The sequence below is a fragment of the Streptomyces sp. NPDC058457 genome, assembly GCF_042720695.1.
GTDB lineage: Bacteria > Actinomycetota > Actinomycetes > Streptomycetales > Streptomycetaceae > Streptomyces.
In genome coordinates, this window is record NZ_JBHXLU010000012.1 from 36888 (window position 1) to 60272 (window position 23385).

The window sequence follows — 23385 nt, forward strand, 5'->3', positions numbered from 1 at the left end:
CGTAGACGACCGCTGCCCGTGGAAGCCTTCTGCGGCCTACTGTTGAGATGTGCACCTGCCGTGCCCAGCTGCGGTCGGGGCATTCCCGTGCTCCGGCTGGGCACGGACCGCATGGCGTGGGCACCGCCGGCTGTGAGAGGGACGGGAATGGAACCGACCGAGAGCGCCGCCCCGGGCGCGCGGCCGCCGCTGCGCCGCCGGGCGTGCGCGTGGCGGGGGAGCCGGTGGACGGTGCGGGGCGATCGGCGCCCCGGCCTGCCGGGTGTGCCGATGGCGGGCATCGCGGCGGACGCCCGCGACCCGCTGCCGCTGGCCGCCGTCGAGCCACCGCCCGGCCTGGTCGGCACCGATCACGAACGGCACCTGTCCTGGCCCGCGCTGCCCGCCGGGGTCGTCGCGGCCGCCGCGTTCGTCCTCGGCGCCGGTTTCTACCGCGCGTTCTCGGACAACCACGCCCTCTTCCCGTCCGGCACGGTCGGCTGGTCGCTGGCCGTGCTGACCGGCATCATCGTCGGCCACCTCGTCCTGCTCGGCCGCGCCCGCTGGTGGGGCGGCACCGGTTCCGGCGCCGCCCTCACCCTCGCCGTCCTCCTGCTCTACGGCTGGGTGCCCGCCGGCATGGTCAGCCTCACCGTCGTCGTCCTGGTCGGCATAGCCAGGCGCCACCGCTGGCGGCAGGGTGTCCTGCACGGCGCGGTGGACATCCTCGGCATCGGGGCCGGCGCGCTGGTGCTCGGCGTGTTCGGACGCGTCCCGACGGTCGAGTCACCCTGGAACCCCGCCAGTTGGAGCGTCGCCGCCGCCCCCGAGGTCGTGCTCGTCGCGGCCGCCTACCTGGCCGTCACCCGGGCCCTGCTCTGGTACCTGCACGCTCCACGCGGCGGCGGCCTGCCCACCGTCGCCCGCACCGCCCTGATGCGCCAGGGCCTGGTCGCCGTCGCCCTGCTCGGCATCGCCCCGCTGATCTGCGTGGTCGCCGTCGCCCAGCCGCTGCTGCTGCCGCTGTTCTCCATCCCGTTGGTCGCCCTCGACTCCACCCTGTGGATAGCCCGGGCCCGCGCCGAGGAGCAGCTGCGCGACCCGCTGACCGGACTGCCCAACCGGCAGTGGCTCCTTGAGCGCATCTGGACCGCCCTCGACGACGCCGAACGCATCGGTGCCCGCTCCGCCCTCATGCTGATCGACCTCGACCGGTTCCGTTCGGTCAATGACACGCTCGGTCATCTCGCCGGTGACCGGCTGCTGCTCCAGATAGCCGACCGGCTGCGGGCCGCGCTGCCGCGCGGAGCGGAGGCGGCCCGGCTTGGCGGTGACGAGTTCGCGGTGTTACTTCCGGTCGCCGACTCCACCACCTCGGCCACCCGGGTGGCCCGCGGCCTGGTCACGGCCCTCTCCTCGCCGCTCGACCTCGACGGCCTCACCCTGGTGCTTGAGGCCAGCGCGGGTGTCGCCGTCTTCCCCGACCACGCGCTCGACGCGGAGGGGCTGCTGCGCCGGGCCGACGTGGCGATGTACCAGGCCAAGCGGGACCGTACCGGCGTCGAGGTGTACGAGTCCAAGCGGGACTCCAACACCCCCGACCGGCTGGGCCTGCTGGGCGATCTGCGGCGCGCCCTGGACGCCCACGAGGTGCAGCTGCACTACCAGCCGAAGGTGCGCTTCGACGGCCAGGTGGCCGGACTCGAGGCGCTCGTGCGATGGGTGCACCCGGAGCGCGGGAAGGTGCCGCCGGACGAGTTCATAGCGATCGCCGAGTCGTCCGGGCTGATGCCCCATCTGACGGAGTACGTGCTGGAGACCGCGCTCGCGCAGGTCGCCCGGTGGCGGGCGCAGGGGCTGCGGGTGCCGGTGGCGGTCAACGTCTCGCCGCGGGACGTCCACACGCCGGGGTTCGCGGGCCTGGTGGCGGCGCGGCTGGCACGGCACGGGGTGCCGGCCGGGGCGCTGCAGCTGGAAATAACCGAGCATGTGCTTCTCGAGGACCCGCAGCGGGCCGCCGACACCCTCGCGGGGCTGCACGGGCACGGCGTGAAGATGTCGCTCGACGACTTCGGCACCGGGTATTCGTCGCTCGTGCATCTGCGGCGGCTGCCGGTCAGCGAGCTGAAGATCGACCGGTCCTTCGTGGCCCGGCTGGCCGTCGACAACGAGGACGCGGAGATCGTGCGCTGCACGGTCGACCTCGCGCATTCGCTGGGGCTGCTGGTCGTCGCGGAGGGTGTGGAGGACGACGAGACGTGGGAGCGGCTGCGGGACCTCGGGTGTGACGCGGTGCAGGGGTGGCTGGTGGCCGCGGCGATGCCGCCGGAGGAGGCCACGGCGTGGCTGCTGGCGCGGGGGTCGCGGGGGTGGCAGCGTCCGCGGGCTGCGTTGCCGGCCGCCGAGTAGTTTCCCACCCGCCCGCCCGTTCACCGTCTCTCAAGAGGTGAGCGTCTGCCGTGGGGGTGCGGTCGTGTTGGCGGCTGCGGGTGCGTTGTGGTTGCTCGCGCCCACGCGGCGGAGCCGCATATCAGACACAGTCCCGCGCCCCCAAGAGACCTGTCCTTACGGGGTTGTGAAGTGCCCCACCAGCAGCGCCAGTCTCGTCTCGTGGGCCTCCTCCGGCAGGCGGCCGCTGCGTGTCAACGTCACCAGGCCGTGCAGGCCTGCCCAGAACGTCTCCGTCAGGATGCCGGGGTCGTCGTCGCCGGTGGCGATCGGCTCGATCGCCTGGAGCAGCTCACCGAACGCCGCCCACAGGGCCTCCGGGGCCTCCTGGGTCGCGAACGGCAGGTCAACCCGGTGCGTGAACATCGCGTCGTACAGCGCGGGGCGCCGACGGCCGAACGAGGTGTACGCCTCCGCCACCGCTGCCAGTGACTCCCGTGTGCCCTTCGCCGCGGCACGTGCCGTCCGCAGCTCCGTCGCCATCTCCGCGAAGCCCTGGACGGCCACCGCCGCCATGATCGCGTCCTTGCCCTTGAAGTGGCTGTAGAGGACCGGCTGGCTGTACTCGATCTCGGCGGCCAGCCGGCGGGTCGTCACCGCGTCCCAGCCCTCCGCCTCCGCGAGTTCCCGCGCGGCCGTGACGATCAGCTGCTCCCGCTCTGCCCGCTCGCGCTCCCGGCGCCCTTGAATCGACATGCTCCGGATTCTAGCAGTGCTAGCCAATCTGTCCATGCTCTGCTAGGTTCGCTCTCAGGCCTAGCAATGCTAGAAAAACGGAAACGGAGAGTCCGTCATGACTGTCACCGCCTACACGCTCGCCGTCGTGCTCGACCTGTTCTGCGTGTTCCTCGGCTACCGGTTCCTGTTCCGGCCCGGGCCCGCCGCCGTCGGCTACGGCGTCCCCGCCGACCCGAAGGGCGACGCCGGCGCCTACCTCACGATCAAAGGCATCAGGGACGGCACCTTCGGTGTCATAGGCCTCGCCCTGCTCGCCTTCGCCGGTACCCGCGCCGAGGCCTGGTTCATGCTCTGTGTGGCACTCGTGCCGCTCTGCGACACGCTGGTGGTGTTGCGGAACGGCGGGACGAAGGCGGTCGCGTTCGGGATCCACTTCGCCACCGCGGTCGTCGTGCTGATCAGTGCGGTGCTGCTGTTCCTCGTCTGACCAGGCGACACGTCATCATCAACAGGGGGTTCTGAAATGTCGTTGTTCGTACCGAAGTTCGATGAGTCCGTGATCGTGCGGGAGGCCGACGCCGAGGTGGTCGGCGGTGACCCGACCCGGGTCAAGCTGCTCGCCGACAGCAGTGCCACCGGGGGCGCGCTCTCCACCGTCCGCGTCACCCTCGGCGAGGGCGCCGACGGCGCCGTACCGCATCTGCACCGCAACTCCGCCGAGATGTTCTACCTGCTCGACGGCGCCGCCGACCTGCTCTCCGGCGACGACGTCGTCACCGCCGAACGCGGCGACCTGGTCGTCATCCCGCCCGGCGCGCCGCACGCCTTCGCCGCCGTCCCCGGCAGCACCGCGGACATCCTCATCGTCATCACCCCGGGCGTGGAGCGCTTCGAGTACTTCCGCCACCTCCAGCGCCTGCGCCTGGGCGAGGCCACCCTGGAGAGCCTCCTGGAGGTGCAGGAGCTGTACGACAACCACTACCTGCGCAGCGAGGCCTGGGACACCCGGCACTGAGCCGCGGATGTACGGAGGTTTCGGGGCCCGAGGGGAAACCGTTTCACGGTCACCGGGCCCTGCCCCATAGGATTGGCTCCAAACCACACACACTCACCCCAGAGGAACGCTGCATGCCTGGCATCACGCGCGAGGAGGTCGCCCACCTCGCCCGGCTGGCGCGTCTGGAGCTGAAGCCCGAAGAACTCGAACACTTCGCAGGCCAGCTGGACGACATCATCGGCGCGGTCGCCCGCGTCAGCGAGGTCGCCGACCAAGACGTACCGCCGACCTCGCACCCGCTGCCGCTGACGAACGTCATGCGCGCGGACGAGGTCCGTCCCTCGCTCACCCCCGAGCAGGCGCTCTCCGGCGCCCCGGCCCAGGAGCAGCAGCGTTTCAAGGTGCCGCAGATCCTGGGGGAGGACTAGACAGTCATGACGGACATCATCAAGCTCGGCGCCGCCGAGATCGCCGCGAAGATCGCCTCCGGCGAGCTCACGGCCGTCGAGGTCACCGAGGCACACCTCGCCCGCATCGAGGCCGTCGACGAGAAGGTGCACGCCTTCCTGCACGTCGACCGCGATGGCGCCCTGGCGCAGGCGCGCGCCGTCGACGAGAAGAAGGCCAGGGGCGAGAAGCTCGGGCCGCTCGCCGGCGTCCCGCTCGCACTGAAGGACATCTTCACCACCCAGGGCATTCCGACGACGGTCGGTTCGAAGATCCTCGAAGGCTGGATCCCGCCGTACGACGCCACGCTCACCAAGCGGCTGAAGGCCGCCGACGTGGTCATCCTCGGCAAGACCAACATGGACGAGTTCGCCATGGGGTCCTCCACCGAGAACAGCGCTTACGGGCCGACCGGAAACCCCTGGGATCTCACCAAGATCCCCGGTGGCTCCGGCGGCGGCTCGTCCGCGGCCCTCGCCTCCTTCCAGGCGCCGCTCGCCATCGGCACCGACACCGGCGGCTCCATCCGCCAGCCGGCCGCCGTCACCGGCACGGTGGGCGTCAAGCCGACGTACGGCGCCGTCTCGCGGTACGGCATGGTCGCGTTCTCCAGCTCCCTGGACCAGGGCGGGCCCTGCGCCCGTACGGTCCTGGACGCGGCGCTGCTGCACGAGGTCATCGCCGGGCACGACCCGCTGGACTCCACCTCCATCGACGCGCCCGTCCCGGCGGTCGTCGAAGCCGCCCGCAACGGGAGCGTCGAGGGCATGCGTGTCGGTGTCGTCAAGCAGTTCCGCGGCGAGGGCTACCAGGCAGGTGTCATCCAGCGGTTCGACGAGTCCGTCGCCCTGCTGAAGGAGCTGGGCGCCGAGATCGTCGAGCTGGACTGCCCGTCCTTCGACCTCGCGCTGTCGGCGTACTACCTCATCGCGCCGAGCGAGTGTTCGAGCAACCTCGCCCGCTTCGACGGCCTGCGCTACGGCCTGCGGACGGGCGACGACGGCGGCCACTCGGCCGAGGAGGTCACCTCCCTCACCCGTGAGGCGGGCTTCGGCCCGGAGGTGAAGCGCCGCATCATGCTCGGTACGTACGCCCTGAGCTCCGGCTACTACGACGCGTACTACGGCTCCGCCCAGAAGGTCCGCACGCTCATCACGCGCGACTTCGAGAAGGCCTTCGAGCAGGTGGACGTCATCGTGTCGCCCACGACGCCGACCACCGCCTTCGCGATCGGCGAGCGCGCCGACGACCCGATGGCGATGTACCTGGCCGACCTGTGCACCATCCCGACGAACCTCGCGGGCAACGCGGCGATGTCGCTGCCCTGCGGTCTCGCCCCGGAGGACAACCTCCCGGTGGGCCTCCAGATCATCGCCCCGGCGCTGAAGGACGACCGGCTTTACAAGGTCGGCGCCGCCGTCGAGGCCGCCTTCGTGGAAAGGTGGGGCCACCCGCTCCTGGAGGAGGCACCGTCGCTGTGAGCAACGCACTGTCGAAGGCCAAGGGCTTCAAGAAGTCGAAGTCCGGTACGTACCTGTCCATGGCCACCACCGCGTTCGGCGCGGTCGGTGTCGCCAAGCAGATCAAGAAGGCCCGAGCTGAGCACGACACGCTCCGGCTGATCGACGCCACCGTGTCCGCCGTCGCGATCGTCACCGGTTTCGCCCTGCTGTACCGCGAGCTGAAGCGGCTGGGCGACGACGACGTCCTGCTGGGCTGAGAGGGAAGTTTCACCGTGACCACCACGATCGACCTGGTGTCGTACGAGGACGCGCTGGCGTCCTACGACCCCGTCATGGGCCTTGAGGTCCATGTCGAACTCGGTACCAGGACCAAGATGTTCTGCGGCTGTTCGACCGAGCTGGGCGCCGAGCCCAACTCGCAGACCTGCCCGACCTGCCTCGGCCTGCCCGGCGCGCTCCCGGTCGTCAACGCGACCGGCGTCGAGTCCGCGATCAAGATCGGTCTCGCGCTGAACTGCGAGATCGCCGAGTGGTGCCGCTTCGCCCGGAAGAACTACTTCTATCCGGACATGCCGAAGAACTTCCAGACCTCCCAGTACGACGAGCCGATCGCCTTCAACGGCTACCTCGACGTACAGCTGGAGGACGGCACGTCCTTCCGCGTGGAGATCGAGCGCGCCCACATGGAGGAGGACACCGGCAAGTCGACGCACGTCGGCGGCGCCACGGGCCGTATCCACGGCGCGTCCCACTCCCTGCTGGACTACAACCGCGCGGGCATCCCGCTCATCGAGATCGTCACCAAGCCGATCGAGGGCGCGGGCGAGCGGGCCCCCGAGGTCGCGCGGGCGTACGTCCGTGAGCTGCGCGAGGTCATCCGGGCGCTCGGTGTCTCCGAGGCGCGGATGGAGATGGGCCAGATGCGCTGCGACGTGAACCTGTCGCTGCGCCCGCACGGCCGCGAGAAGTTCGGTACCCGCAGCGAGACGAAGAACGTGAACTCGCTGCGTTCCGTGGAGCGTGCGGCCCGCTTCGAGATCATGCGGCACGCGGCCGTGCTCAACGGCGGCGGGACGATCATCCAGGAGACCCGGCACTTCCACGAGGACACCGGGTCGACGACCTCGGGCCGCGTGAAGGAGGAAGCCGAGGACTACCGGTACTTCCCGGAGCCCGACCTGGTCCCCGTGGCGCCCTCGCGCGAGTGGGTCGAGGAGATCCGCGCGGCACTTCCCGAGATGCCGTTGGCCCGCCGTACCCGGCTGCTCGCCGAGTGGGGCATCTCGGCCTTCGACATGCAGGCGATCCTCAACGCCGGTGCGCTGGACCTGATCGTCGCCACCATCGACGCCGGGGCCGACGCGGCCTCCGCCCGCAAGTGGTGGATGGGCGAACTGGCGCGCAGCGCCAACGAGTCGGGCGCCTCACTCGACGAGCTGGCGATCACCCCGGCGCAGGTCGCCCGGGTCACCGAGCTGGTCTCGAAGGGTGACCTGAACGACAAGCTGGCCCGCCAGGTCATCGAGGGCGTCCTCGCCGGCGAGGGCACCCCGGACGAGGTCGTCGACAAGCGCGGTCTGAAGGTCGTCTCCGACGACTCCGCGCTCGGCACCGCCGTCGACGAGGCCATCGCCGGCAACCCGGGCATCGCCGACAAGATCCGCAGCGGCAAGGTGGCCGCGGCGGGCGCGCTGGTCGGCGCGGTCATGAAGGCGACCCGGGGCCAGGCCGACGCGGCCCGCGTCAAGGAACTGATCCTGGAGAAGCTGGGCGTCAGCGAGGGCTGAGCAGCGGCACGCACCTGGTACGGCCCCGGAGGCGCTGCCTCCGGGGCCGTACCGCGTCAGCGGCGGCGGCCCACGATCCGGGCGAAGCCGAGCAGCTGCCCCCGGTCCGCCTTCACCAGCTCCACCGACTCCCGGGCCATCCGGGCCATCTCCGGGTACGGGCTCTCCGCGGCGCACACCTCGCTCCACAGCAGCCAGTCGCGCCAGCCGTCCTCAAGCCAGTCGGCGGCCTCGACCTGCACGGCCCCGCTGCGGGTCCAGTGCCGGTGCCACCAGCCGGCGGAGTGGAACGCCCAGAAACCGGGGTCCCAGTGCGCCCTGAGGTGCTCCGGCGGCTCGGCGCCGTCCAGTTCCTCGCGGACCGCGGGCACGACGATCCCGATCCGTCCGCCGGGCTTCAGCAGCCGGGTGAGCGTGGGCAGATAGAGGTCGGCGGTGCCGAAGTACTGGTACGCGTCGACCGAGACGATCGCGTCGAAGCTGCCCTCGGCGAAGGGCAGGTCGTGCGCTTCGACGTGGACCGGCTGCACGCGGTCGGCGAACCCCGCCTCGGCGATGCGCCCGGCGTTGTCGTCGGGCCTGATCCACAGGTCCGCGGCGGTGACCTGCGCATGGAACTCCCTGGCCAGGAAGATCGAGGTCATCGCCCGGCCGCAGCCCAGGTCGAGCACGCGTGCGCAGGGGCGCAGCGCGTCCAGGCCGAGGGCGGGGGCCAGCCATTCCAGCAGCCACAGGGCGTGCGGGCCCATCTGGTTCTCGACGGCCCAGCGGGCGTCGTAGGTGCTGCTGAGCGGGTACCGGGGCAGGGTCAGACGGTCAGTGAGGGGGGCGTCCTTCGACGGTGCGGGAGAGACGGCGTCGGACATCGGTGAACGGGCTCCTTGTGATCTTCGTAGTGAAGGGCGATGCGTAGGAGCTCATTCGAACCGTCAAACAATGCACCCGCTTCGGTCGTCGGCGAGGGGCCGGTCAAGGCTGACCAGCGGAAGCTAGCATTTGCCGACCTGGTCCGCAGCCGGTTTCCTCAGGTGCGGGTACTACGCTCGCCCGCCATGACCGGACACGCCGAATCCGACGCCGAACCCGAGATAACCGAGGTGGAGGCCGCGGAAGACGAGGACGAGGACCTCTTCGAGGACGCCCGTCGGGCCCGCTGGACCGCCACCGTGACCGGGGTGCTGCTGGCCCTGATGGGACTCACCGCCGCCTCGATGAGAGTGGGCGGGGGCGTGGCCGCCGTGGTGCCGGCCGCCTACGGCTCCGGATCCGCCGTGTGCGTGTTCGCGGGGGCGATCGGGGCCCGCGGCCGTACCCGCTGGGCCCTCTGGCTGATGATCCTGGGCACCATGGTGATGGCGCTCGGAGACCAGTTCGACTGACATGCCCGCCCCGGACCGGCGTCGAGCCGCCCGAGTGCCGCGCCGCGCATGAGAGGCTCGACGTGCCGGCCGAGGACGCGGTGGAACCGGAGAAGCACGATGTACGCGATATCCCTGGGTGACGACGGAGCCGAACTGCGCCCACTGGAGCCCTGGCACGCCGAGGAGTTCCTGGCCCACCTGGAACGCGGGCGGGAGTTCATCGGGCAGTTCATCCCCTTCGGCTCCAAGGCGACGGACGTGCCCTCCGCACGCGCCGTGCTCCAGCGGTACGCCGACCTGCGCGCCGCCGACACCGGCTCCCTGCACGGCCTGTGGCTGGAGGGCACGCTCGTCGGCGGGGTGCTGTTCCTGAACTTCGACGCCGAACAAGGGAACGCCGAGGTCGGCTGCTGGCTGGAGCCGGCCGGCACCGGGCGCGGACTCGTCACGCGCGCGATGCGGGTCCTCCTCGACTTCGCGGTCGAGCAGCGCGGCATCCACCGGATCGAGTGGGTCGCCGCCTCGGGCAACGTGCCCAGCCTGAACGTGGCCCGGCGGCTGGGGATGACCCGCGATGGCGTACGCCGCCAGGCGCACCCCTATGGTGGCCTACGGCACGACCTGGAGGTGTGGTCGATCCTCGCCCCGGAATGGCGTGAAGCACGCGCGCGTGCCGTAGAGAACGATCATTAAGACGCCTCTCAGACAGGATCCGTACGGTGCCGGACATGGGAACCAAGACAGTTGACGAGACCGGTGCCGCGACGGGCGCCGAAGCCACGACCGACGAGGAGAAGGTGAGCGTCACCAAGAGCGCCGACGACGCGTCGGAGTCCGGTACCGAGGCCGGGGCCGAGCCGGAGGCGGCGGCCGCCGGTACCGAGGCCGCCGACGGCACGGACGCCGACCTCGACGCGGAGGACGCGGAGGACGCGGAGGACGTGGAGCACTTGGAGGACGACGCCGACCTTGCCGGGGACCTGGCCGAGGCCGAGGGCCCGTCCGGCGTCGGTCAGGGCGCCGGTGCCGTCGTCTCCGTCGCGCTCGGCCTGGTCTCCCTCACGGGTGGCTGGATCGGTACGGTGGCCGCGGCCCGTGAGACCCTCATCGGCCAGCTCCAGACCTCGTCGACCGCGAGCGTCGCCACGCAGGTCAAGGAGGTGTACGGCGACGCGTGGCAGACCACCGCGCTGTGGGCCGGCCTGTTCGCGCTGGCCGCGCTGCTCACCGCCGTCGTGGTGCTGGCCCGGCCCGCCTTCGGCGCCCCCGGCAAGCCGCAGGCGCCGTGGATCAAGTCGGTCGCCTGGGCCGGCGTGGCGATCGCAGTCATCGGCCTGCTGCTGGCCGTCCTCAAGTACTCCGAAGCACTCCTCGGCCTGCCGTCGACCAGCTGACCCAGCCGCGACAGCCCAGGTCAGAAGGGGCCTTAGGGCGTCCGTAAGCACCTTACGGACGTACTAAGGCCCCTTACGCGTGTCCGGGGTCAGGCGGCCCCGCGAAGATGCGGAACTCTCCCGATGTGGCGCACCCCCCTGGGAGACGAAGGTGGAGGCATCGCGGAAAGCGAAGCCCAACCACCCGCTCTCACAAGGGACACACCATGTTCGAGTACGAACTCCACCGGATCCGCTCCGCCGAACTGCGCCGGCAGGCCGACGACGCCCGCCTCGCCCGTGAGGCCGTCCGCTCCCGCCGCGCCGCTCGCCGAGAGGCCCGGGACGCCGCGGTGGCGCAGGAGGCCCATACCGACCGCCGTGGCCGGCGCCGGCTCCCGCGCGCCGCGTGAACACGGGGCGGCCGGGCGGCGCCGACCGCCCGGAGGCCGGGAACGGTCAAGCCCGGAACGGGGAAGCCGGTGGCCGTACGGGGGTCGGCCACCGGTTTCCCCCGTTGCTTCCCTCGCCGCCATTCACAGGTACGACAAGCGCACCGGCGCTGTGGAAAACCGCTGCCGTGGGCTCCGGGCCCCGTGCGATGCTCTGGCCTGTGGAAACCAGGTCCGTGAGTCCCGTGTTCGTAGGCCGCAGCGACGAGTTGGACACACTGAACGACGCGCTCGGGCGTGCCGGGGCCGCCGAGCCGCAGGCGCTGCTGCTCGGCGGCGAGGCCGGCGTCGGCAAGACCCGGCTGGTCGAGGAGTTCGCCACGGCCGCCTGCCGCCAAGGCGCGGTCGTCGCCCTGGGCGGCTGTGTGGAGATCGGCGCCGACGGGCTGCCGTTCGCCCCCTTCTCCACCGCCCTGCGCGCGCTGCGGGCCGCCCTGCCCGACGAACTGGCCGCGGCCGCCGCCGGCCAGGAGGACGAGCTGGCCCGGCTGCTGCCCGAGCTCGGCGAGGCCACCTCGGGCCGCCACGACGAACAGGGCATGGCCCGTCTCTTCGAGCTGACCGCACGCCTGCTGGAGCGGGTCGCCGCCGAGCGCACGGTGGTCGTCGCCCTGGAGGACCTGCACTGGGCCGACGCCTCCACCCGCCACCTCCTCGCCTACCTGCTGCGCACCCTGCGCACCGGCCGGCTCGTCGTCCTCGCCACCTACCGCTCCGACGACATCCACCGCCGCCACCCGCTGCGCCCCCTGCTCGCCGAACTCGACCGGCTGCGCACCGTCCGCCGCCTCGAACTCGCCCGTTTCACCCGTGAGGAGGTCGGCCGCCAGATCGCCGGCATCCTCGCCACCGAACCCGACCCCGCCCAGGTCGACGAGATCTTCGAACGCTCCGACGGCAACGCCTTCTTCGTCGAGGAACTCGCCGTGGCCGCCGTCGAGGGCTGCTGCACCGGGCTCACCGACTCCCTGCGCGACCTGCTCCTGGTCCGGGTCGAGGCGCTGCCCGAGAGCGCCCAGCGGGTGGCCCGGATCGTCGCCGAGGGCGGCTCCACCGTCGAGTACCGGCTGCTCGCCGCCGTCGCCCGGCTCGCCGAGGACGACCTCATAGAGGCGCTGCGGGCCGCCGTAGGCGCCAACCTCCTCACCGCCACCCCCGCCGGCGACGGCTACCGCTTCCGGCACTCCCTGGTCCGCGAGGCCGTCGCCGACGACCTGCTGCCCGGCGAACGCTCCCGGCTCAACCGCCACTACGCCGAGGCGCTGGAGGCCGACCCGGGACTGGTGCCGGCCGACGCGCGCGTGACCCGCCTGGCCAGCTACTGGTACCAGGCCCACGACCCGGCCAAGGCACTGCCCGCCGTCCTCGACGCCTCCGTCGTGGCCCGCCGCCGGCACGCCTACAGCGAGCAGCTGCGGCTCCTGGAGCGGGCGATGGAGCTCTGGGACATCGCCCCCGGGGAGATCCGCGCGGCCCTGCGCCCCGTCGACTACACCGACGTCTACCCTCCCTGTGGCTGCGATCCGGCAGCCACTCCGCTGAGCTACCTCGACCTGATGGCGGAGGCGGCGGTCGCCGGCCGCTTCTGCGGGGAGCGCGAACGCGCCCTGAAGATCACCAAGAAGGCGCTGCGGATCCTCCAGGACGAGCACGACCCGCAGCGTGCCGCCTGGTTCTGGGTGCAGCGCTCCCGGCTGGTCCAGGGCCTGGCCCGCGGCGACGGCTGGCAGGAGCTCGGCACCGCCCAGGACCTGGTGCGCGGCCTGCCGCCCTCCGAGGTGCACGCCGATGTGCTGGCCAACGCCGCCAGCTGGTCCATGCAGCACGAACCCGGCCCCGAGGCCTTCGCCGCCGCCGAGCGGGCCGTGCAGTACGCGCGGATGGTGGGTGCGCGTGAGATCGAGCTCAATGCCCGGGTCACCCTCGGCTGCCTCATGGTCGACGCCGGTGACGTCGACAACGGCCTGGAAGAGCTGCACCGGGTCAAGGACGCCGTGCTCCGGGAAGGCGTCGCCCATGTCGCGGGACGCGTCTACACGAACCTCCCCTCCGAGCTGGAGTCGGTCGGCCGCTCCCGGGAGGCCGTGCCGATCATGCGAGAGGGCCTCGCCTTCGCCCGCAGATACGGCCTGCTGGACTCGGAGGCATGGATCTGGGGCAACCTCTCCGAATCGCTGTACGCGCTCGGCGACTGGGACGAGGCCGCCGAAGCCGCGGCGGCCTCCCTCGGCTCCGCGGCCAGCGCCAAGCCCCGCGGCGCCGGCGCCCTGCGTCTCGCCCATATCGCCCTCGCCCGGGGTGACGCCGCCGAGGCCGGCCGCCAACTGGCCCTCGCCCAGGCTCACTACGGCACCCATGACCCGATGCCCCAGGTACAGCTGCCCGTGGCCCGCATCGCCCTCGACGTCGCCGCCGAGGAGGGCAGGCTCCTCGACGCCCGCGCCGAGCTGGACCGCGCCCTGACGGCCGGCTTCCCGCCCGGCACCCACCGCTACGGCTGGCCCCTGCTGCTGGCCGCGGCCACCGCCGAGGCCGACGCCCGCGTCCTGCCCGCGGCGGCCGACGGTCGTGCCGAGGCCCTCGACCGGCTCGCCGAGGCCGCGCGCAAGCTCACCACCGGCGCGCCCGTCTGGCAGGCGTACGAGCGCTGGACCCGCGCCGAGCTGCACCGCGCCCGGGGCACCGACACCGCCGCCGTCTGGTCGGACGTGGTCACCGACTTCGAGTGCCTGGACCGCCCCTACGACCTCGCCAGGGTCCGCCGCCGCCTCGCCCAGGCCCTGCTCGAGGAGGCCACCGGCGACGACGAACGCGACCGCGCGACGGAACTCCTCCGGCTGGCCGGAGCCGTCGCCGACCACCTGGGCGCCCGCCCGCTCGCCGAGGCCGTCGCCCTTCTCGCCCAGCGCGCCCGCCTCACCCTGACCACCCGCGCCGCCCCGCGGGTCCTCGACCCCGCCGAGAGCCTCGGCCTCACCAGCCGGGAGCGCGACGTCCTCCGCCTGGTCTCGGCCGGCCGCACCAACCGCCAGATCGCCGAGGAGCTTTTCATCTCCCCGAAGACCGCGAGCGTCCACGTCTCGAACATTTTGGGCAAGCTGGGCGTTGCAGGAAGGGGCGAGGCGGCGGCGGTGGCACACAGACTCGGGTTGTTCCCCGCCGAGGCCCTCGACCCGACCAGATAAGGGGACCGGCACAGGAGGCACCGTGTTCAACATGTTCGAGGAGCTCTTCGCACCCGGCCGCAAACACACCCACGAGGAGCAGAAGCGGCTCGAGCTGACCCGGGAGGACGTGGGGGACACGGATCCCGGACGCGGACCGATAGACCTCGCGTCCGGCAAGGTCGTCATCAGAGTTCCACAGGAGGAGCCCGCGGCGGCGTCCGCGGCGGCGTCCGAAGAGGAATCCGAAGCGGAGCCCTCGGCGGACTCCCGGGACGACGAGGCGTGAGCGGCGGCGCGGCCTACTTCACCTCCAGCTCCAGGATCCTGTCGTCGCCCGCCTTCGGCTTGCCCCGCCCGTCGGTGTTGCTGGTCACCAGCCACACCTTGTCGCCGCCCGCCGTCACGACCGTGCGCAGGCGGCGGTACTCGCCGGTGAGGAAGGCCTGCGGTGCGGCGGCCGCGGTCGTGCCGTCCAGCGGGATGCGCCACAGCCGCTGGCCCTTCAGAGCGGCCATCCAGATCACGCCGTCGACATAGGCGATGCCGCTGGGGGAGGCGTCGTCGGTGTGCCACTGGGCGATCGGGTTGACGTACTTCGGGTCGGAGGACCTGCCTTCCGCGTTCGGCCAGCCGTAGTCGCCGCCGGGCTTGATGGCGTTCAGCTCGTCCCAGGTGTCCTGCCCGAACTCCGAGGCGAACAGCCGCTGGTGGTCGTCCCAGGCCAGGCCCTGCACATTGCGGTGGCCGTAGGTGTAGACGGGGGAGTCGGGGAACGGGTTGCCGGGGGCCGGGTCGCCCTCCGGTGTCAGCCGCAGGATCTTCCCGCCGAGAGAGCCCTTGTCCTGCGCCAGGCCCCGCTGCCCGCTCTCCCCGGTGCCGGCGTAGAGCATTCCGTCCGGGCCGAAGGCGATGCGGCCGCCGTTGTGGATGAACCCCTTCGGAATCCCCTTGAAGATCGTGTCGGGGGCGCCCAGCTGTTCCTTGGCCGGCTTGCTCTCGTCCCAGAGCAGGCGCACGATGCGGTTGTCGGAGGCCGACGTGAAGTACGCGTAGATCATGTGGTCCGAGGCGAAGTCGGGGGAGAGGGCGATCCCCAGCAGGCCCCCCTCACCGGCCGCGGACACCCCGGAGACGATCCCCAGCTCCGTGATCTTCCCGGTCTTCTCGTCGACTTTGCTGATCGTCCCGTCGTCCCGGTCGGACACCAGCAGCCCGGTTCCGTCCGGCAGCGGCGCCAGCCCCCAGGGCGACTTGAGCCCCTCGGCGACCGTACGCAGCACCTTGACCGAGCCCTTGGCAGGCGCGGCGGACTCACTCGCCGTGGCGGACGCGGAGGCCCCGGAGCCGCTCGCCGACGACTCGGCCCAGGGCGCCGTGGGCAGCCCCCCACCACCGCCCCCGGAGGAACACCCCGCCACCACCAGGACCCCGGCCACGGCCAACACCGCGGCCCCACCTCGACGTCGCACGCTCACGGTCCCTTCGAAACAACCCCGGCTCCTCCGACCGACGTTAGTACAAGGCGCCCCGTAAGGTGCGCGGGGCTGTATCGATTTGCGGCTCCGCCGAGTGGGCGCGACCAGCCACGACGTCGCCGCACCGAACCACCGGCAGATCGCGGCACTTTCGACAACCGCTCAATCCCACGAGCCCCGCGCAGCAGGCAGCCCGCCCAGCTCCGCCAGATCCCCGGCGGTCAGCCGGACACCCACCGAACCGGCGTTCTCGGCCACCCACCGCCCCTGCTTCGCCCCCGGCACCGGCACCACATGCCGCCCCTGCGCCAGCACCCACGCCAGCGCCACCTGAGCGGCGGTGACACCGTCGCCCCCCTGCCGGCTCGCAACCCGCCGCAGCCCCGCCACGATCGGCTGGTTCGCCGCCATCATCTCCGCGGTGAACCTCGGGTGCCGCGCCCGCAGATCGTCCGGTTCGAACCCCTCACCCGGCGTGAGCGTGCCGCTCAGGAAGCCGTTGCCGAGCGGCATCGCCGCGAGGAACCCCACGCCACGCGCCGCGCACCACGGCAGCAGAGCCTCCAGCGCCTCGGGCGACCACACCGACAGCTCCGCCTGCACCGTGCTCACCGGAAACACCTGCTGCACCCGCTGAAGCTGACGCAGGGTCGCGTCATGCAGTCGCGCGCCGGACCTGCGCCCCCCGCGCGCCCCCACGGCGCACAACCCCAGCGCCCGCACCTTCCCCGCCTGCACCAGTTCCGCCATCGCGCCCCAGGTCTCCTCGACGGGAACCTCGGGGTCGGCGCGGTGCAGCTGGTAGAGGTCTATGACATCCGTCTGGAGCCGGCGCAGCGACGCGTCGCACGCCCGCTTCACATAGCCGGGCCGGCCGTTCGCCACGATGTGCTGGTCGCCCACCAGCAGGCCCACCTTCGTCGACACGAAGGCATCCGCGCGCCGCTCCTTGAGCACCCGCCCCAGCAGCAGCTCATTGGTGAACGGGCCGTACATGTCGGCCGTGTCCAGAAGTGTCACGCCCAGGTCCAGCGCCCGGTGCACCGTTCTCAGAGACTCGTCGCCCCGCTGTCGCGACCCGCTGTACGCCCAGCTCATCGGCATGCACCCGAGTCCGACGGCCCCCACCGCGAGCGCCCCCGCGCCGATCGTCCTGCGCTCCACCAGCCCGTGAACCTCCTTCTCCGGCCCCCAACCTAACCCGCAGGCCCGCACACCTCTGACATAGCCTCCTGACCATGACCTCCGACGTGTGGCTCCCCATCCCGCCGGCCGAGTTCAGTGGCCTCCCCGACGGGCTCAACTACCTCTTCTGGGACGGCGACCAGGACTTTCCCGGTGACCCCGCCGACTGTGCCGTGTACGTCGTCCCCTACATGAAGCGGCAGCAGGTCAAGGTGCGGCCGCTGGAGGGGATGCGGAACGTCCGGCTCATCCAGACCCTCACCGCCGGGGTCGACGACATGATCGCCGCCATCGACCTCATCGCGCCCGGCGTGCCGCTGTGCAACGCGCGCGGGGTGCACGAGGCGAGCACCGCCGAGCTCGCCCTCGCCCTCACGCTGGCGTCCCTGCGCGGCATCCCGGGGTTCGTGCGCGCCCAGCAGCGGGAGCACTGGGAGAGCGGCTTCCATCCCGCCCTCGCCGACAAGTCCGTCCTCATCGTCGGCTACGGCGCCATCGGCGCGGCCATCGAGGACCGGCTCGTACCGTTCGAGGTTGCGCGGGTGGCGCGCGTCGCGCGCTCCGGGCGCGCCTCGGCGCGCGGTCCCGTGCTTCCGCTCACCGAACTGCCACATCTGCTTCCGGAAGCCGATGTCGTCATCCTTTCCACGCCCCTCACGGACACCACGCGTGGCCTGGTCAACGCGGAGTTCCTCGCGCGGATGAAGGACGGTGCGCTGCTCGTGAACATCGCGCGCGGTCCCGTCGTGGACACCAAGGCCCTGCTCGCCGAGTTGGAGAGCGGCCGCCTCACCGCCGCCCTGGATGTCACCGACCCCGAGCCGCTGCCGGCCGGACACCCCTTGTGGCATGCGCCGGGAGTGCTGATCAGCCCTCATGTCGGCGGCCCCACCTCGGCCTTCCTGCCGCGCGCCAAGCGCGTCGTCACCCAGCAGTTGAACCGTTTCGTGAACCGGGAGCCATTGCGAAACGTGATTTTGACGACGGGATCCACCGACAACTGACCATCGCGGCAATACGCGTGTAATCCGCTTCCGGTACGGTCCGCAACCTTCCGGACGCGGTGCGTGCGCGCATAGCCGCTGGTCGTTACGGAGCGTAGAGAAGCTATGTCCCTGAGTGACGAGACTGGTGTATCGTCCCGGAAGGGGCTGCGCCGCGCACCGTTCGGCGCCGGGGATGGACATTTCAGATTTGTGAGGGGGGCGACGGGCGATGCACGGCCTATGGACGAACGATCCGACGCGGCGGAGCCGCCGGCGGCGACCCTGGCGCACAGCTGCGCGCAGACGCGGCCACCACACCAGCCATCACCACCACCGCAGGCACAGCGGCCGCAGAAGGCATGCGCACCCAGCGCACCGGGACCCGAGGGACCCGGGAACGGCGCGGACCGGGAGGATCCGGTGACAGCGTCGACGCCTGTGACGACCACCCTCCCCGGAGCGCTGCGGGCACAGCCTCCGGCGGGGATGCCGCACCCCCGGCCGCCGGTCACCGGCGGCGGGACCGGCGTGGTCCGCCAACTCGTCCTGGCCCTGATCTGCGCGGGATACGCCGTCGGTTCCGCGTTCGACTGGGGCTCGAACCAGATCGCCCTGTTCATGGGCGACTTCGGTCTGACCGCGGCCGCCGGCACCGCCGCCGTGTCGTGCTTCCTCTACGCCCGCTCCCCGCGGGTCCGCTTTCGACCTGCCTGGCTGCTCTTCGCCCTCTCCTCGGCGATGGCGGCCCTGGGCAACGCGGTCTGGGGGTGGTACGAGGTCGTGCTCCAGCGGCCCGTGCCCAGCCCCAGCTACGCCGACCTGTTCTTCCTGTGCTTCGCGCCGCCCGCCATCGTCGGCCTGCTGGTGCTGGCCAAGCGGCCGGTGACGAAGGCGGGGTGGATCTGCCTGGGCCTGGACGCCTGGCTGATCGGCGGCTCGCTGCTCACCCTGTCGTGGAGCCTCGCGCTCGCCCAGGCCGCCCGGTTCGACGGGCCCAGCGTCGCGCACACCGCGCTCTCGCTGGCGTACCCGCTGCTGGACATCGCCCTGGTGAGCATGGTGCTCGCGCTGCACTTCCGGCGCTCGCCGGGCAACCGCACCGCGGTGAACACCGCGATCGGCGCCCTCGCCCTGACCGTGATGTGCGACGCCCTGTTCACCTCGCCGCTGCTGCACAGCAGTTACCGCTCCGGCCAGCTGTTGGACGCGGGCTGGTTCGCCGGCTCGCTGCTGCTCGCGTACGCCCCCTGGGCCGCACCCAGGGCGACGGGCGCCCAGGATCCCGACGGGCACACGCGCGTGGTCCACGAGCACGTGCCCGGCGGCCGGGCCACGGCGCCCAAGCAGCCGCCCGCGCCCGTCCCGGGAGGCGATCACAGCCGGTACCCGGCGGGCCGGCCGATCACCGGCTCGCTGGCCGCGCTCACCCCGTACCTGGCTGCCGCCGTGTGCACCCTGGGCATCCTCTACAACGTGCTGAACGGCCGCAGTCCGGACCACGTCGTCCTGATCACCGCCGGCTGTGTGGTCCTGGCGCTCGTCGTGCGGCAGGGCATCATGCTGCTCGACAACATCACCCTCACCCAGGAACTGGCGCAGCAGGAGAACCACTTCCGCTCCCTGGTGCAGGGCTCCAGCGACGTCATCATGATCGCCGCACCCAACGGCATCCTCCGGTACGTCTCCCCGGCCGCCGCCGGGGTCTACGGACGCCCGGCCGAGGACATCGTGGGTTCGGAACTGGCCAACCTCATCCACCCGGAGGACCTGGGCTGCGTGGTGCACGAGGTGCGCCGCTTCCTCGCCGCCAGCTCCCTGGAGGAACCCACCACCCGCATCGAGTGCCGGTTCCGCTCCGGCGAGGGCGGCTGGCTCAACGTCGAGTCCACCGTCAAGCGCCACCACGGCGGCCTCATCTTCAACAGCCGGGACGTGACCGAAAGAGTGCGCCTGCAGGCGCAGCTCCAGCACAACGCCGAGCACGACCCGCTCACCGACCTGCCCAACCGCGCCCTGTTCACCCGGCGCGTCCAGCAGGCCCTGTCCGGCCGCCGCTCCTCCGACCGGGGCCCGGCCCTGCGGAACACGGCGGTGCTCTTCATCGACCTGGACGGGTTCAAGGCGGTCAACGACACGATCGGGCACCAGGCCGGCGACGAACTGCTCGTCCAGGCCGCGCGCAGGCTCCAGGGCACGGTCCGCCACGGCGACACCGCGTCCCGGCTGGGCGGCGACGAGTTCGCGGCGCTGATCGTCGGTGACGGCACCCGTGACCGCAGTGCCCGGGAGCGGCACATCCTGGAGCTCGCCGACCGCCTCAGGACGACCCTCTCCCAGCCGTACGCCATTGACGGCAACGATGTCCGTGTCAACGCGTCCATCGGTGTCGCCTTCGCCGAACCGGGCCTCGGCGCGGGTGAGCTGCTGCGCAACGCCGACCTGGCGATGTACCGGGCCAAGTCGGCCGGAAAGGGCCGCGTCAAGCTGTACAAGCCGCAGATGCAGCAGGACGTCGTACGCAAGGCGGAACTGGCCACCCGGCTGCGGGCCGCCCTGCACGACGGCGAGTTCGCGCTGCTGCACCAGCCCGTGGTGTGCCTGGAGAACGGCCGGATCGAATCGGTCTCCGCGCAGGCGCGCTGGCGTTCCTCGCAGGGGGTGCTGTTCACGCCTGCCGAGTTCCTGCGGGTCGCCGAGGACAGCGACAAGACCTCCGAGCTGGACCGCTGGATCCTCCAGGAGGCGGTCGAGCAGGCCGCCGAGCGGGCCGCGGGCGGGCTCGTGGTGCCGGTCGCCGTCCGGATGTCCGCCCGGCGGCTGCTCGACCGGTCCTCGCCGCTCGGCTCCCTGGAGGCCCTGCTCACCCGGCACGGGCTGCCCTCGGGGGCGCTGGTCCTGGAGCTGTCCGACACCGACCCCAGGGTCCCGCTGGACGAGCTGGAGCGGCGGCTGACCGCGCTCAGCCGGCACGGTGTCCGGGTCGCGCTGGACGGCTTCGGCAGCGGCTACGCGGCGATCACGGCCCTGAGGAAGCTCCCCGTCGACGTGCTCAAGCTCGACCGCGGTCTGGTGGAGGGGGTCGTCGAGTCGGCCCGCCTGCACAAGATCACCAGCGGGCTGCTGCGGATCGCCTGCGATCTCGGCCTCCAGTCGGTGGCCGAGGGCGTGGACCTGCCCGAGCAGGTCACGGCGCTCCGCGCGATGGGGTGCACCCACGGGATGGGCATGGCGTTCTCCGGCCCGGTGGACGAGTACCGGCTGCGCCGGGCGCTCGGTTCCGGCCACTATCCGGTCCCGCACGCACCGGCGGCCGAGCCGGCGTTCGCGGGGGGCGGCTCCGGGGTGTACACCAGTGGTGTGCCTGCCGGTGTACCCGCCGTACTCGGAGGCGGAAGTGGCCTACGCTCACATAATGAGACTCCCGTCCCACCCACTTGACACGTGGTGCGCGTCAGAGGGAGGGTCAGTCCCATGCGCACCCGAATTCTCGTACTTGGACAGCGCGTCGGCTGAGCTGGGACCCACCGGAGGACGATCCGGAATCCCCAGCGACCACACCGGCGCGCTCCCCTCGCTTGCCTTTTGGCACGAGGGGTTTTTTGTTGCACCAGCACCAGACGTACGGCAGTAGAAATCCGTACGAACCTCGCAAAAACCCTCAGCATCGAGAAGAGAATGCCGATGACCGAGCAGGCCCCGGGGGCCCACCATCCGCAGCCGCGGCCCCGTTCCGGAGGACAGCAGTCCGCGCCCGTCGAGCACGTCACGGGTGCGAAGTCCCTCATCCGCTCCCTTGAGGAGGTCGGCGCTGACACGGTATTCGGCATCCCCGGCGGCGCGATCCTGCCGGCCTACGACCCGCTGATGGACTCCACCCGGGTGCGCCACGTCCTGTGCCGGCACGAGCAGGGCGCCGGGCACGCGGCCACCGGCTACGCGCAGGCCACCGGCAAGGTCGGCGTCTGCATGGCGACCTCGGGACCGGGCGCCACCAACCTGGTGACGCCGATCGCGGACGCGCACATGGACTCGGTGCCGCTCGTGGCGATCACCGGGCAGGTCGCGTCCTCCTCGATCGGCACGGACGCCTTCCAGGAGGCGGACATCGTCGGCATCACCATGCCGATCACCAAGCACAACTTCCTGGTCACCAAGGCCGAGGACATCCCCCGGGTGATCGCGCAGGCGTTCCACATCGCCTCCACCGGCCGCCCGGGTCCGGTCCTGGTCGACATCGCCAAGGACGCCCTCCAGGCGAAGACCACCTTCTCCTGGCCGCCGGTGATGGACCTGCCCGGCTACCGTCCGGTGACCAAGCCGCACGCCAAGCAGATCCGTGAGGCCGCCAGGCTGATCACGTCCGCGAAGCGGCCGGTCCTCTACGTCGGCGGCGGCGTCATCAAGGCGCACGCCACCGCCGAGCTCAAGGTCCTCGCCGAGCTCACCGGAGCGCCCGTCACCACCACCCTGATGGCGCTCGGCGCGTTCCCCGACAGCCACCCGCTGCACGTGGGAATGCCGGGCATGCACGGTGCGGTCACCGCCGTCACCGCGCTGCAGAAGGCCGACCTGATCGTCGCCCTCGGAGCCCGTTTCGACGACCGCGTCACCGGCAAGCTGGACAGCTTCGCCCCGTACGCGAAGATCGTCCACGCCGATATCGACCCCGCGGAGATCGGCAAGAACCGCGCCGCCGACGTGCCCATCGTCGGTGACGCCCGCGAGGTCATCGCCGACCTGATCCAGGCGGTGCAGAAGGAGCACAGCGAGGGCCAGCAGGGCGAGGCCGCCAAGTCGAGGTACGCGGCCTGGTGGAAGGACCTCAACCGCTGGCGTGAGACCTACCCGCTGGGCTACGACCTGCCCGACAACGGTTCGCTCTCGCCGCAGCAGGTCATCGAGCGCATCGGGCAGCTCGCCCCGGAGGACACCATCTTCGCGGCGGGCGTCGGCCAGCACCAGATGTGGGCCGCGCACTACGTGCAGTACGAGAAGCCCGCCACCTGGCTGAACTCCGGCGGCGCCGGAACCATGGGCTACGCGGTCCCGGCCGCGATGGGCGCCAAGGCCGGCCGGCCGGGCCAGACCGTGTGGGCGATCGACGGCGACGGCTGCTTCCAGATGACCAACCAGGAACTGACCACCTGCGCCCTGAACAACATCCCGATCAAGGTCGCCATCATCAACAACGGCGCTCTCGGGATGGTCCGCCAGTGGCAGACCCTCTTCTACAACCAGCGGTACTCCAACACGGTGCTGCACTCCGGGCCGGACGACGTCAATCCGGACGCCCGCGGCACCCGGGTCCCCGACTTCGTCAAGCTGTCGGAGGCCATGGGCTGCTACTCCATCCGCTGCGAGTCCCCGGACGACCTCGACAAGGTCATCGAAGAGGCGAACTCCATCAACGACCGCCCGGTCGTCGTCGACTTCATCGTCCACGAGGACGCCATGGTGTGGCCGATGGTCGCCGCCGGCACCTCCAACGACGAGATCCTGGCCGCCCGGGACGTCCGCCCCGACTTCGGCGACAACGAAGACGACTGAGCGAGAGACGCTAAGAGAGACGCTGAGAGAGAGACGTAGA

20 protein-coding genes are annotated in these 23385 nt (G+C 71.6%); 16 read left to right on the top strand and 4 right to left on the bottom strand.

All coding sequences use genetic code 11. The annotated features are described in order from the left end of the window. Positions 1 to 147: 147 nt before the first annotated feature. Positions 148 to 2388: a putative bifunctional diguanylate cyclase/phosphodiesterase gene (locus ACFWPS_RS12835; protein ID WP_383704126.1), complete on the top strand. Its 2241-nt coding sequence runs from the start codon at positions 148 to 150 to the stop codon at positions 2386 to 2388. 156 nt (positions 2389 to 2544) lie between these two features. Here ACFWPS_RS12835 and ACFWPS_RS12840 read toward each other — a convergent pair whose 3' ends face one another. Further along, entirely contained in the window at positions 2545 to 3123 is a 579-nt protein-coding gene (locus ACFWPS_RS12840; RefSeq protein ID WP_383704129.1) for a TetR/AcrR family transcriptional regulator, read from the bottom strand. A gap of 97 nt (positions 3124 to 3220) precedes the next feature. Here ACFWPS_RS12840 and ACFWPS_RS12845 point away from each other — a divergent pair, with 97 nt between their 5' ends. From ACFWPS_RS12845 to gatB, 6 genes are all read left to right on the top strand, one after another. Next, complete coding sequence (locus tag ACFWPS_RS12845) at positions 3221 to 3592, top strand: DUF4267 domain-containing protein (RefSeq protein ID WP_383704131.1); 372 nt, start codon at positions 3221 to 3223, stop codon at positions 3590 to 3592. 36 nt (positions 3593 to 3628) lie between these two features. Next, on the top strand, positions 3629 to 4120 hold the full coding sequence (locus ACFWPS_RS12850) for a cupin domain-containing protein (protein WP_383704133.1): 492 nt from the start codon (positions 3629 to 3631) through the stop codon (positions 4118 to 4120). Between the two features lie 113 nt (positions 4121 to 4233). After that, the gene (gene gatC / locus ACFWPS_RS12855; RefSeq protein WP_007384860.1) at positions 4234 to 4530 is read left to right on the top strand and encodes an Asp-tRNA(Asn)/Glu-tRNA(Gln) amidotransferase subunit GatC; all 297 of its coding nucleotides are present in this window, start codon (positions 4234 to 4236) and stop codon (positions 4528 to 4530) included. 6 nt (positions 4531 to 4536) lie between these two features. After that, on the top strand, positions 4537 to 6030 hold the full coding sequence (gene gatA / locus ACFWPS_RS12860) for an Asp-tRNA(Asn)/Glu-tRNA(Gln) amidotransferase subunit GatA (RefSeq protein WP_383704135.1): 1494 nt from the start codon (positions 4537 to 4539) through the stop codon (positions 6028 to 6030). After that, positions 6027 to 6269: a hypothetical protein gene (locus tag ACFWPS_RS12865; RefSeq protein ID WP_089098594.1), complete on the top strand. Its 243-nt coding sequence runs from the start codon at positions 6027 to 6029 to the stop codon at positions 6267 to 6269. Before gatA ends, ACFWPS_RS12865 begins: the two co-directional genes overlap by 4 nt. A gap of 15 nt (positions 6270 to 6284) precedes the next feature. Continuing rightward, positions 6285 to 7799: an Asp-tRNA(Asn)/Glu-tRNA(Gln) amidotransferase subunit GatB gene (gene gatB, locus ACFWPS_RS12870; RefSeq protein ID WP_383704137.1), complete on the top strand. Its 1515-nt coding sequence runs from the start codon at positions 6285 to 6287 to the stop codon at positions 7797 to 7799. 56 nt (positions 7800 to 7855) lie between these two features. Here gatB and ACFWPS_RS12875 read toward each other — a convergent pair whose 3' ends face one another. Further along, positions 7856 to 8665, bottom strand: a complete 810-nt coding sequence (locus ACFWPS_RS12875) for a methyltransferase domain-containing protein (RefSeq protein WP_383704139.1) — start codon at positions 8663 to 8665, stop codon at positions 7856 to 7858. A 186-nt stretch (positions 8666 to 8851) separates the two neighbouring features. On the opposite strand from ACFWPS_RS12875, the gene ACFWPS_RS12880 reads away from it, so the two are divergent. The 6 genes from ACFWPS_RS12880 (at position 8852) to ACFWPS_RS12905 (ending at position 14438) form a co-directional block, all read left to right on the top strand. After that, positions 8852 to 9178: a hypothetical protein gene (locus ACFWPS_RS12880; protein WP_383704141.1), complete on the top strand. Its 327-nt coding sequence runs from the start codon at positions 8852 to 8854 to the stop codon at positions 9176 to 9178. Between the two features lie 99 nt (positions 9179 to 9277). Next, positions 9278 to 9853 (top strand): GNAT family N-acetyltransferase, encoded by a 576-nt coding sequence (locus ACFWPS_RS12885; RefSeq protein WP_383704143.1) that lies wholly within the window; start codon positions 9278 to 9280, stop codon positions 9851 to 9853. A gap of 35 nt (positions 9854 to 9888) precedes the next feature. Continuing rightward, positions 9889 to 10554, top strand: a complete 666-nt coding sequence (locus ACFWPS_RS12890) for a hypothetical protein (protein WP_383704145.1) — start codon at positions 9889 to 9891, stop codon at positions 10552 to 10554. A gap of 206 nt (positions 10555 to 10760) precedes the next feature. Then, complete coding sequence (locus ACFWPS_RS12895) at positions 10761 to 10946, top strand: hypothetical protein (RefSeq protein WP_383704148.1); 186 nt, start codon at positions 10761 to 10763, stop codon at positions 10944 to 10946. A gap of 188 nt (positions 10947 to 11134) precedes the next feature. Further along, complete coding sequence (locus ACFWPS_RS12900; protein WP_383704150.1) at positions 11135 to 14170, top strand: AAA family ATPase; 3036 nt, start codon at positions 11135 to 11137, stop codon at positions 14168 to 14170. 22 nt (positions 14171 to 14192) lie between these two features. Next, positions 14193 to 14438, top strand: coding sequence for a DUF6191 domain-containing protein (locus ACFWPS_RS12905; protein ID WP_383704152.1), 246 nt, complete (start codon positions 14193 to 14195; stop codon positions 14436 to 14438). Between the two features lie 13 nt (positions 14439 to 14451). Here the strand turns inward: ACFWPS_RS12905 and ACFWPS_RS12910 are convergent, their stop codons facing one another. Both ACFWPS_RS12910 and ACFWPS_RS12915 read right to left on the bottom strand, forming a co-directional pair. Continuing rightward, a complete protein-coding gene (locus ACFWPS_RS12910) occupies positions 14452 to 15627 on the bottom strand; it encodes a PQQ-dependent sugar dehydrogenase (RefSeq protein WP_383704154.1) in 1176 nt (391 codons plus the stop codon). A gap of 162 nt (positions 15628 to 15789) precedes the next feature. Further along, on the bottom strand, positions 15790 to 16791 hold the full coding sequence (locus ACFWPS_RS12915) for an aldo/keto reductase (protein WP_383704155.1): 1002 nt from the start codon (positions 16789 to 16791) through the stop codon (positions 15790 to 15792). A gap of 74 nt (positions 16792 to 16865) precedes the next feature. Between ACFWPS_RS12915 and ACFWPS_RS12920 the strand changes: the two genes are divergently transcribed. From ACFWPS_RS12920 to ACFWPS_RS12930, 3 genes are all read left to right on the top strand, one after another. Beyond that, positions 16866 to 17816: a 2-hydroxyacid dehydrogenase gene (locus ACFWPS_RS12920; protein WP_383704158.1), complete on the top strand. Its 951-nt coding sequence runs from the start codon at positions 16866 to 16868 to the stop codon at positions 17814 to 17816. Positions 17817 to 18284: 468 nt separating this feature from the next. Continuing rightward, on the top strand, positions 18285 to 21236 hold the full coding sequence (locus tag ACFWPS_RS12925; RefSeq protein WP_383704319.1) for a putative bifunctional diguanylate cyclase/phosphodiesterase: 2952 nt from the start codon (positions 18285 to 18287) through the stop codon (positions 21234 to 21236). A 243-nt stretch (positions 21237 to 21479) separates the two neighbouring features. Beyond that, positions 21480 to 23345 carry an acetolactate synthase large subunit gene (locus ACFWPS_RS12930; RefSeq protein WP_383704160.1) on the top strand — a complete coding sequence of 622 codons (1866 nt, stop codon included), beginning with the start codon at positions 21480 to 21482 and terminating at the stop codon, positions 23343 to 23345. The last annotated feature ends 40 nt before the right edge of the window (positions 23346 to 23385 follow it).

Bases quoted from the DNA above. Each gene is read 5' to 3' on its own strand.
- ACFWPS_RS12840 (WP_383704129.1), bottom strand. From the start codon at position 3,123: ATGTCGATTCAAGGGCGCCGGGAGCGCGAGCGGGCAGAGCGGGAGCAG.
- ACFWPS_RS12925 (WP_383704319.1), top strand. From the start codon at position 18,285: ATGCCGCACCCCCGGCCGCCGGTCACCGGCGGCGGGACCGGCGTGGTC.
- ACFWPS_RS12835 (WP_383704126.1), top strand. From the start codon at position 148: ATGGAACCGACCGAGAGCGCCGCCCCGGGCGCGCGGCCGCCGCTGCGC.
- ACFWPS_RS12845 (WP_383704131.1), top strand. From the start codon at position 3,221: ATGACTGTCACCGCCTACACGCTCGCCGTCGTGCTCGACCTGTTCTGC.
- ACFWPS_RS12900 (WP_383704150.1), top strand. From the start codon at position 11,135: ATGCTCTGGCCTGTGGAAACCAGGTCCGTGAGTCCCGTGTTCGTAGGC.
- ACFWPS_RS12850 (WP_383704133.1), top strand. From the start codon at position 3,629: ATGTCGTTGTTCGTACCGAAGTTCGATGAGTCCGTGATCGTGCGGGAG.
- gatA (WP_383704135.1), top strand. From the start codon at position 4,537: ATGACGGACATCATCAAGCTCGGCGCCGCCGAGATCGCCGCGAAGATC.
- ACFWPS_RS12895 (WP_383704148.1), top strand. From the start codon at position 10,761: ATGTTCGAGTACGAACTCCACCGGATCCGCTCCGCCGAACTGCGCCGG.
- ACFWPS_RS12880 (WP_383704141.1), top strand. From the start codon at position 8,852: ATGACCGGACACGCCGAATCCGACGCCGAACCCGAGATAACCGAGGTG.
- ACFWPS_RS12930 (WP_383704160.1), top strand. From the start codon at position 21,480: ATGACCGAGCAGGCCCCGGGGGCCCACCATCCGCAGCCGCGGCCCCGT.
- ACFWPS_RS12920 (WP_383704158.1), top strand. From the start codon at position 16,866: ATGACCTCCGACGTGTGGCTCCCCATCCCGCCGGCCGAGTTCAGTGGC.
- ACFWPS_RS12885 (WP_383704143.1), top strand. From the start codon at position 9,278: ATGTACGCGATATCCCTGGGTGACGACGGAGCCGAACTGCGCCCACTG.
- gatC (WP_007384860.1), top strand. From the start codon at position 4,234: ATGCCTGGCATCACGCGCGAGGAGGTCGCCCACCTCGCCCGGCTGGCG.
- ACFWPS_RS12875 (WP_383704139.1), bottom strand. From the start codon at position 8,665: ATGTCCGACGCCGTCTCTCCCGCACCGTCGAAGGACGCCCCCCTCACT.
- ACFWPS_RS12890 (WP_383704145.1), top strand. From the start codon at position 9,889: ATGGGAACCAAGACAGTTGACGAGACCGGTGCCGCGACGGGCGCCGAA.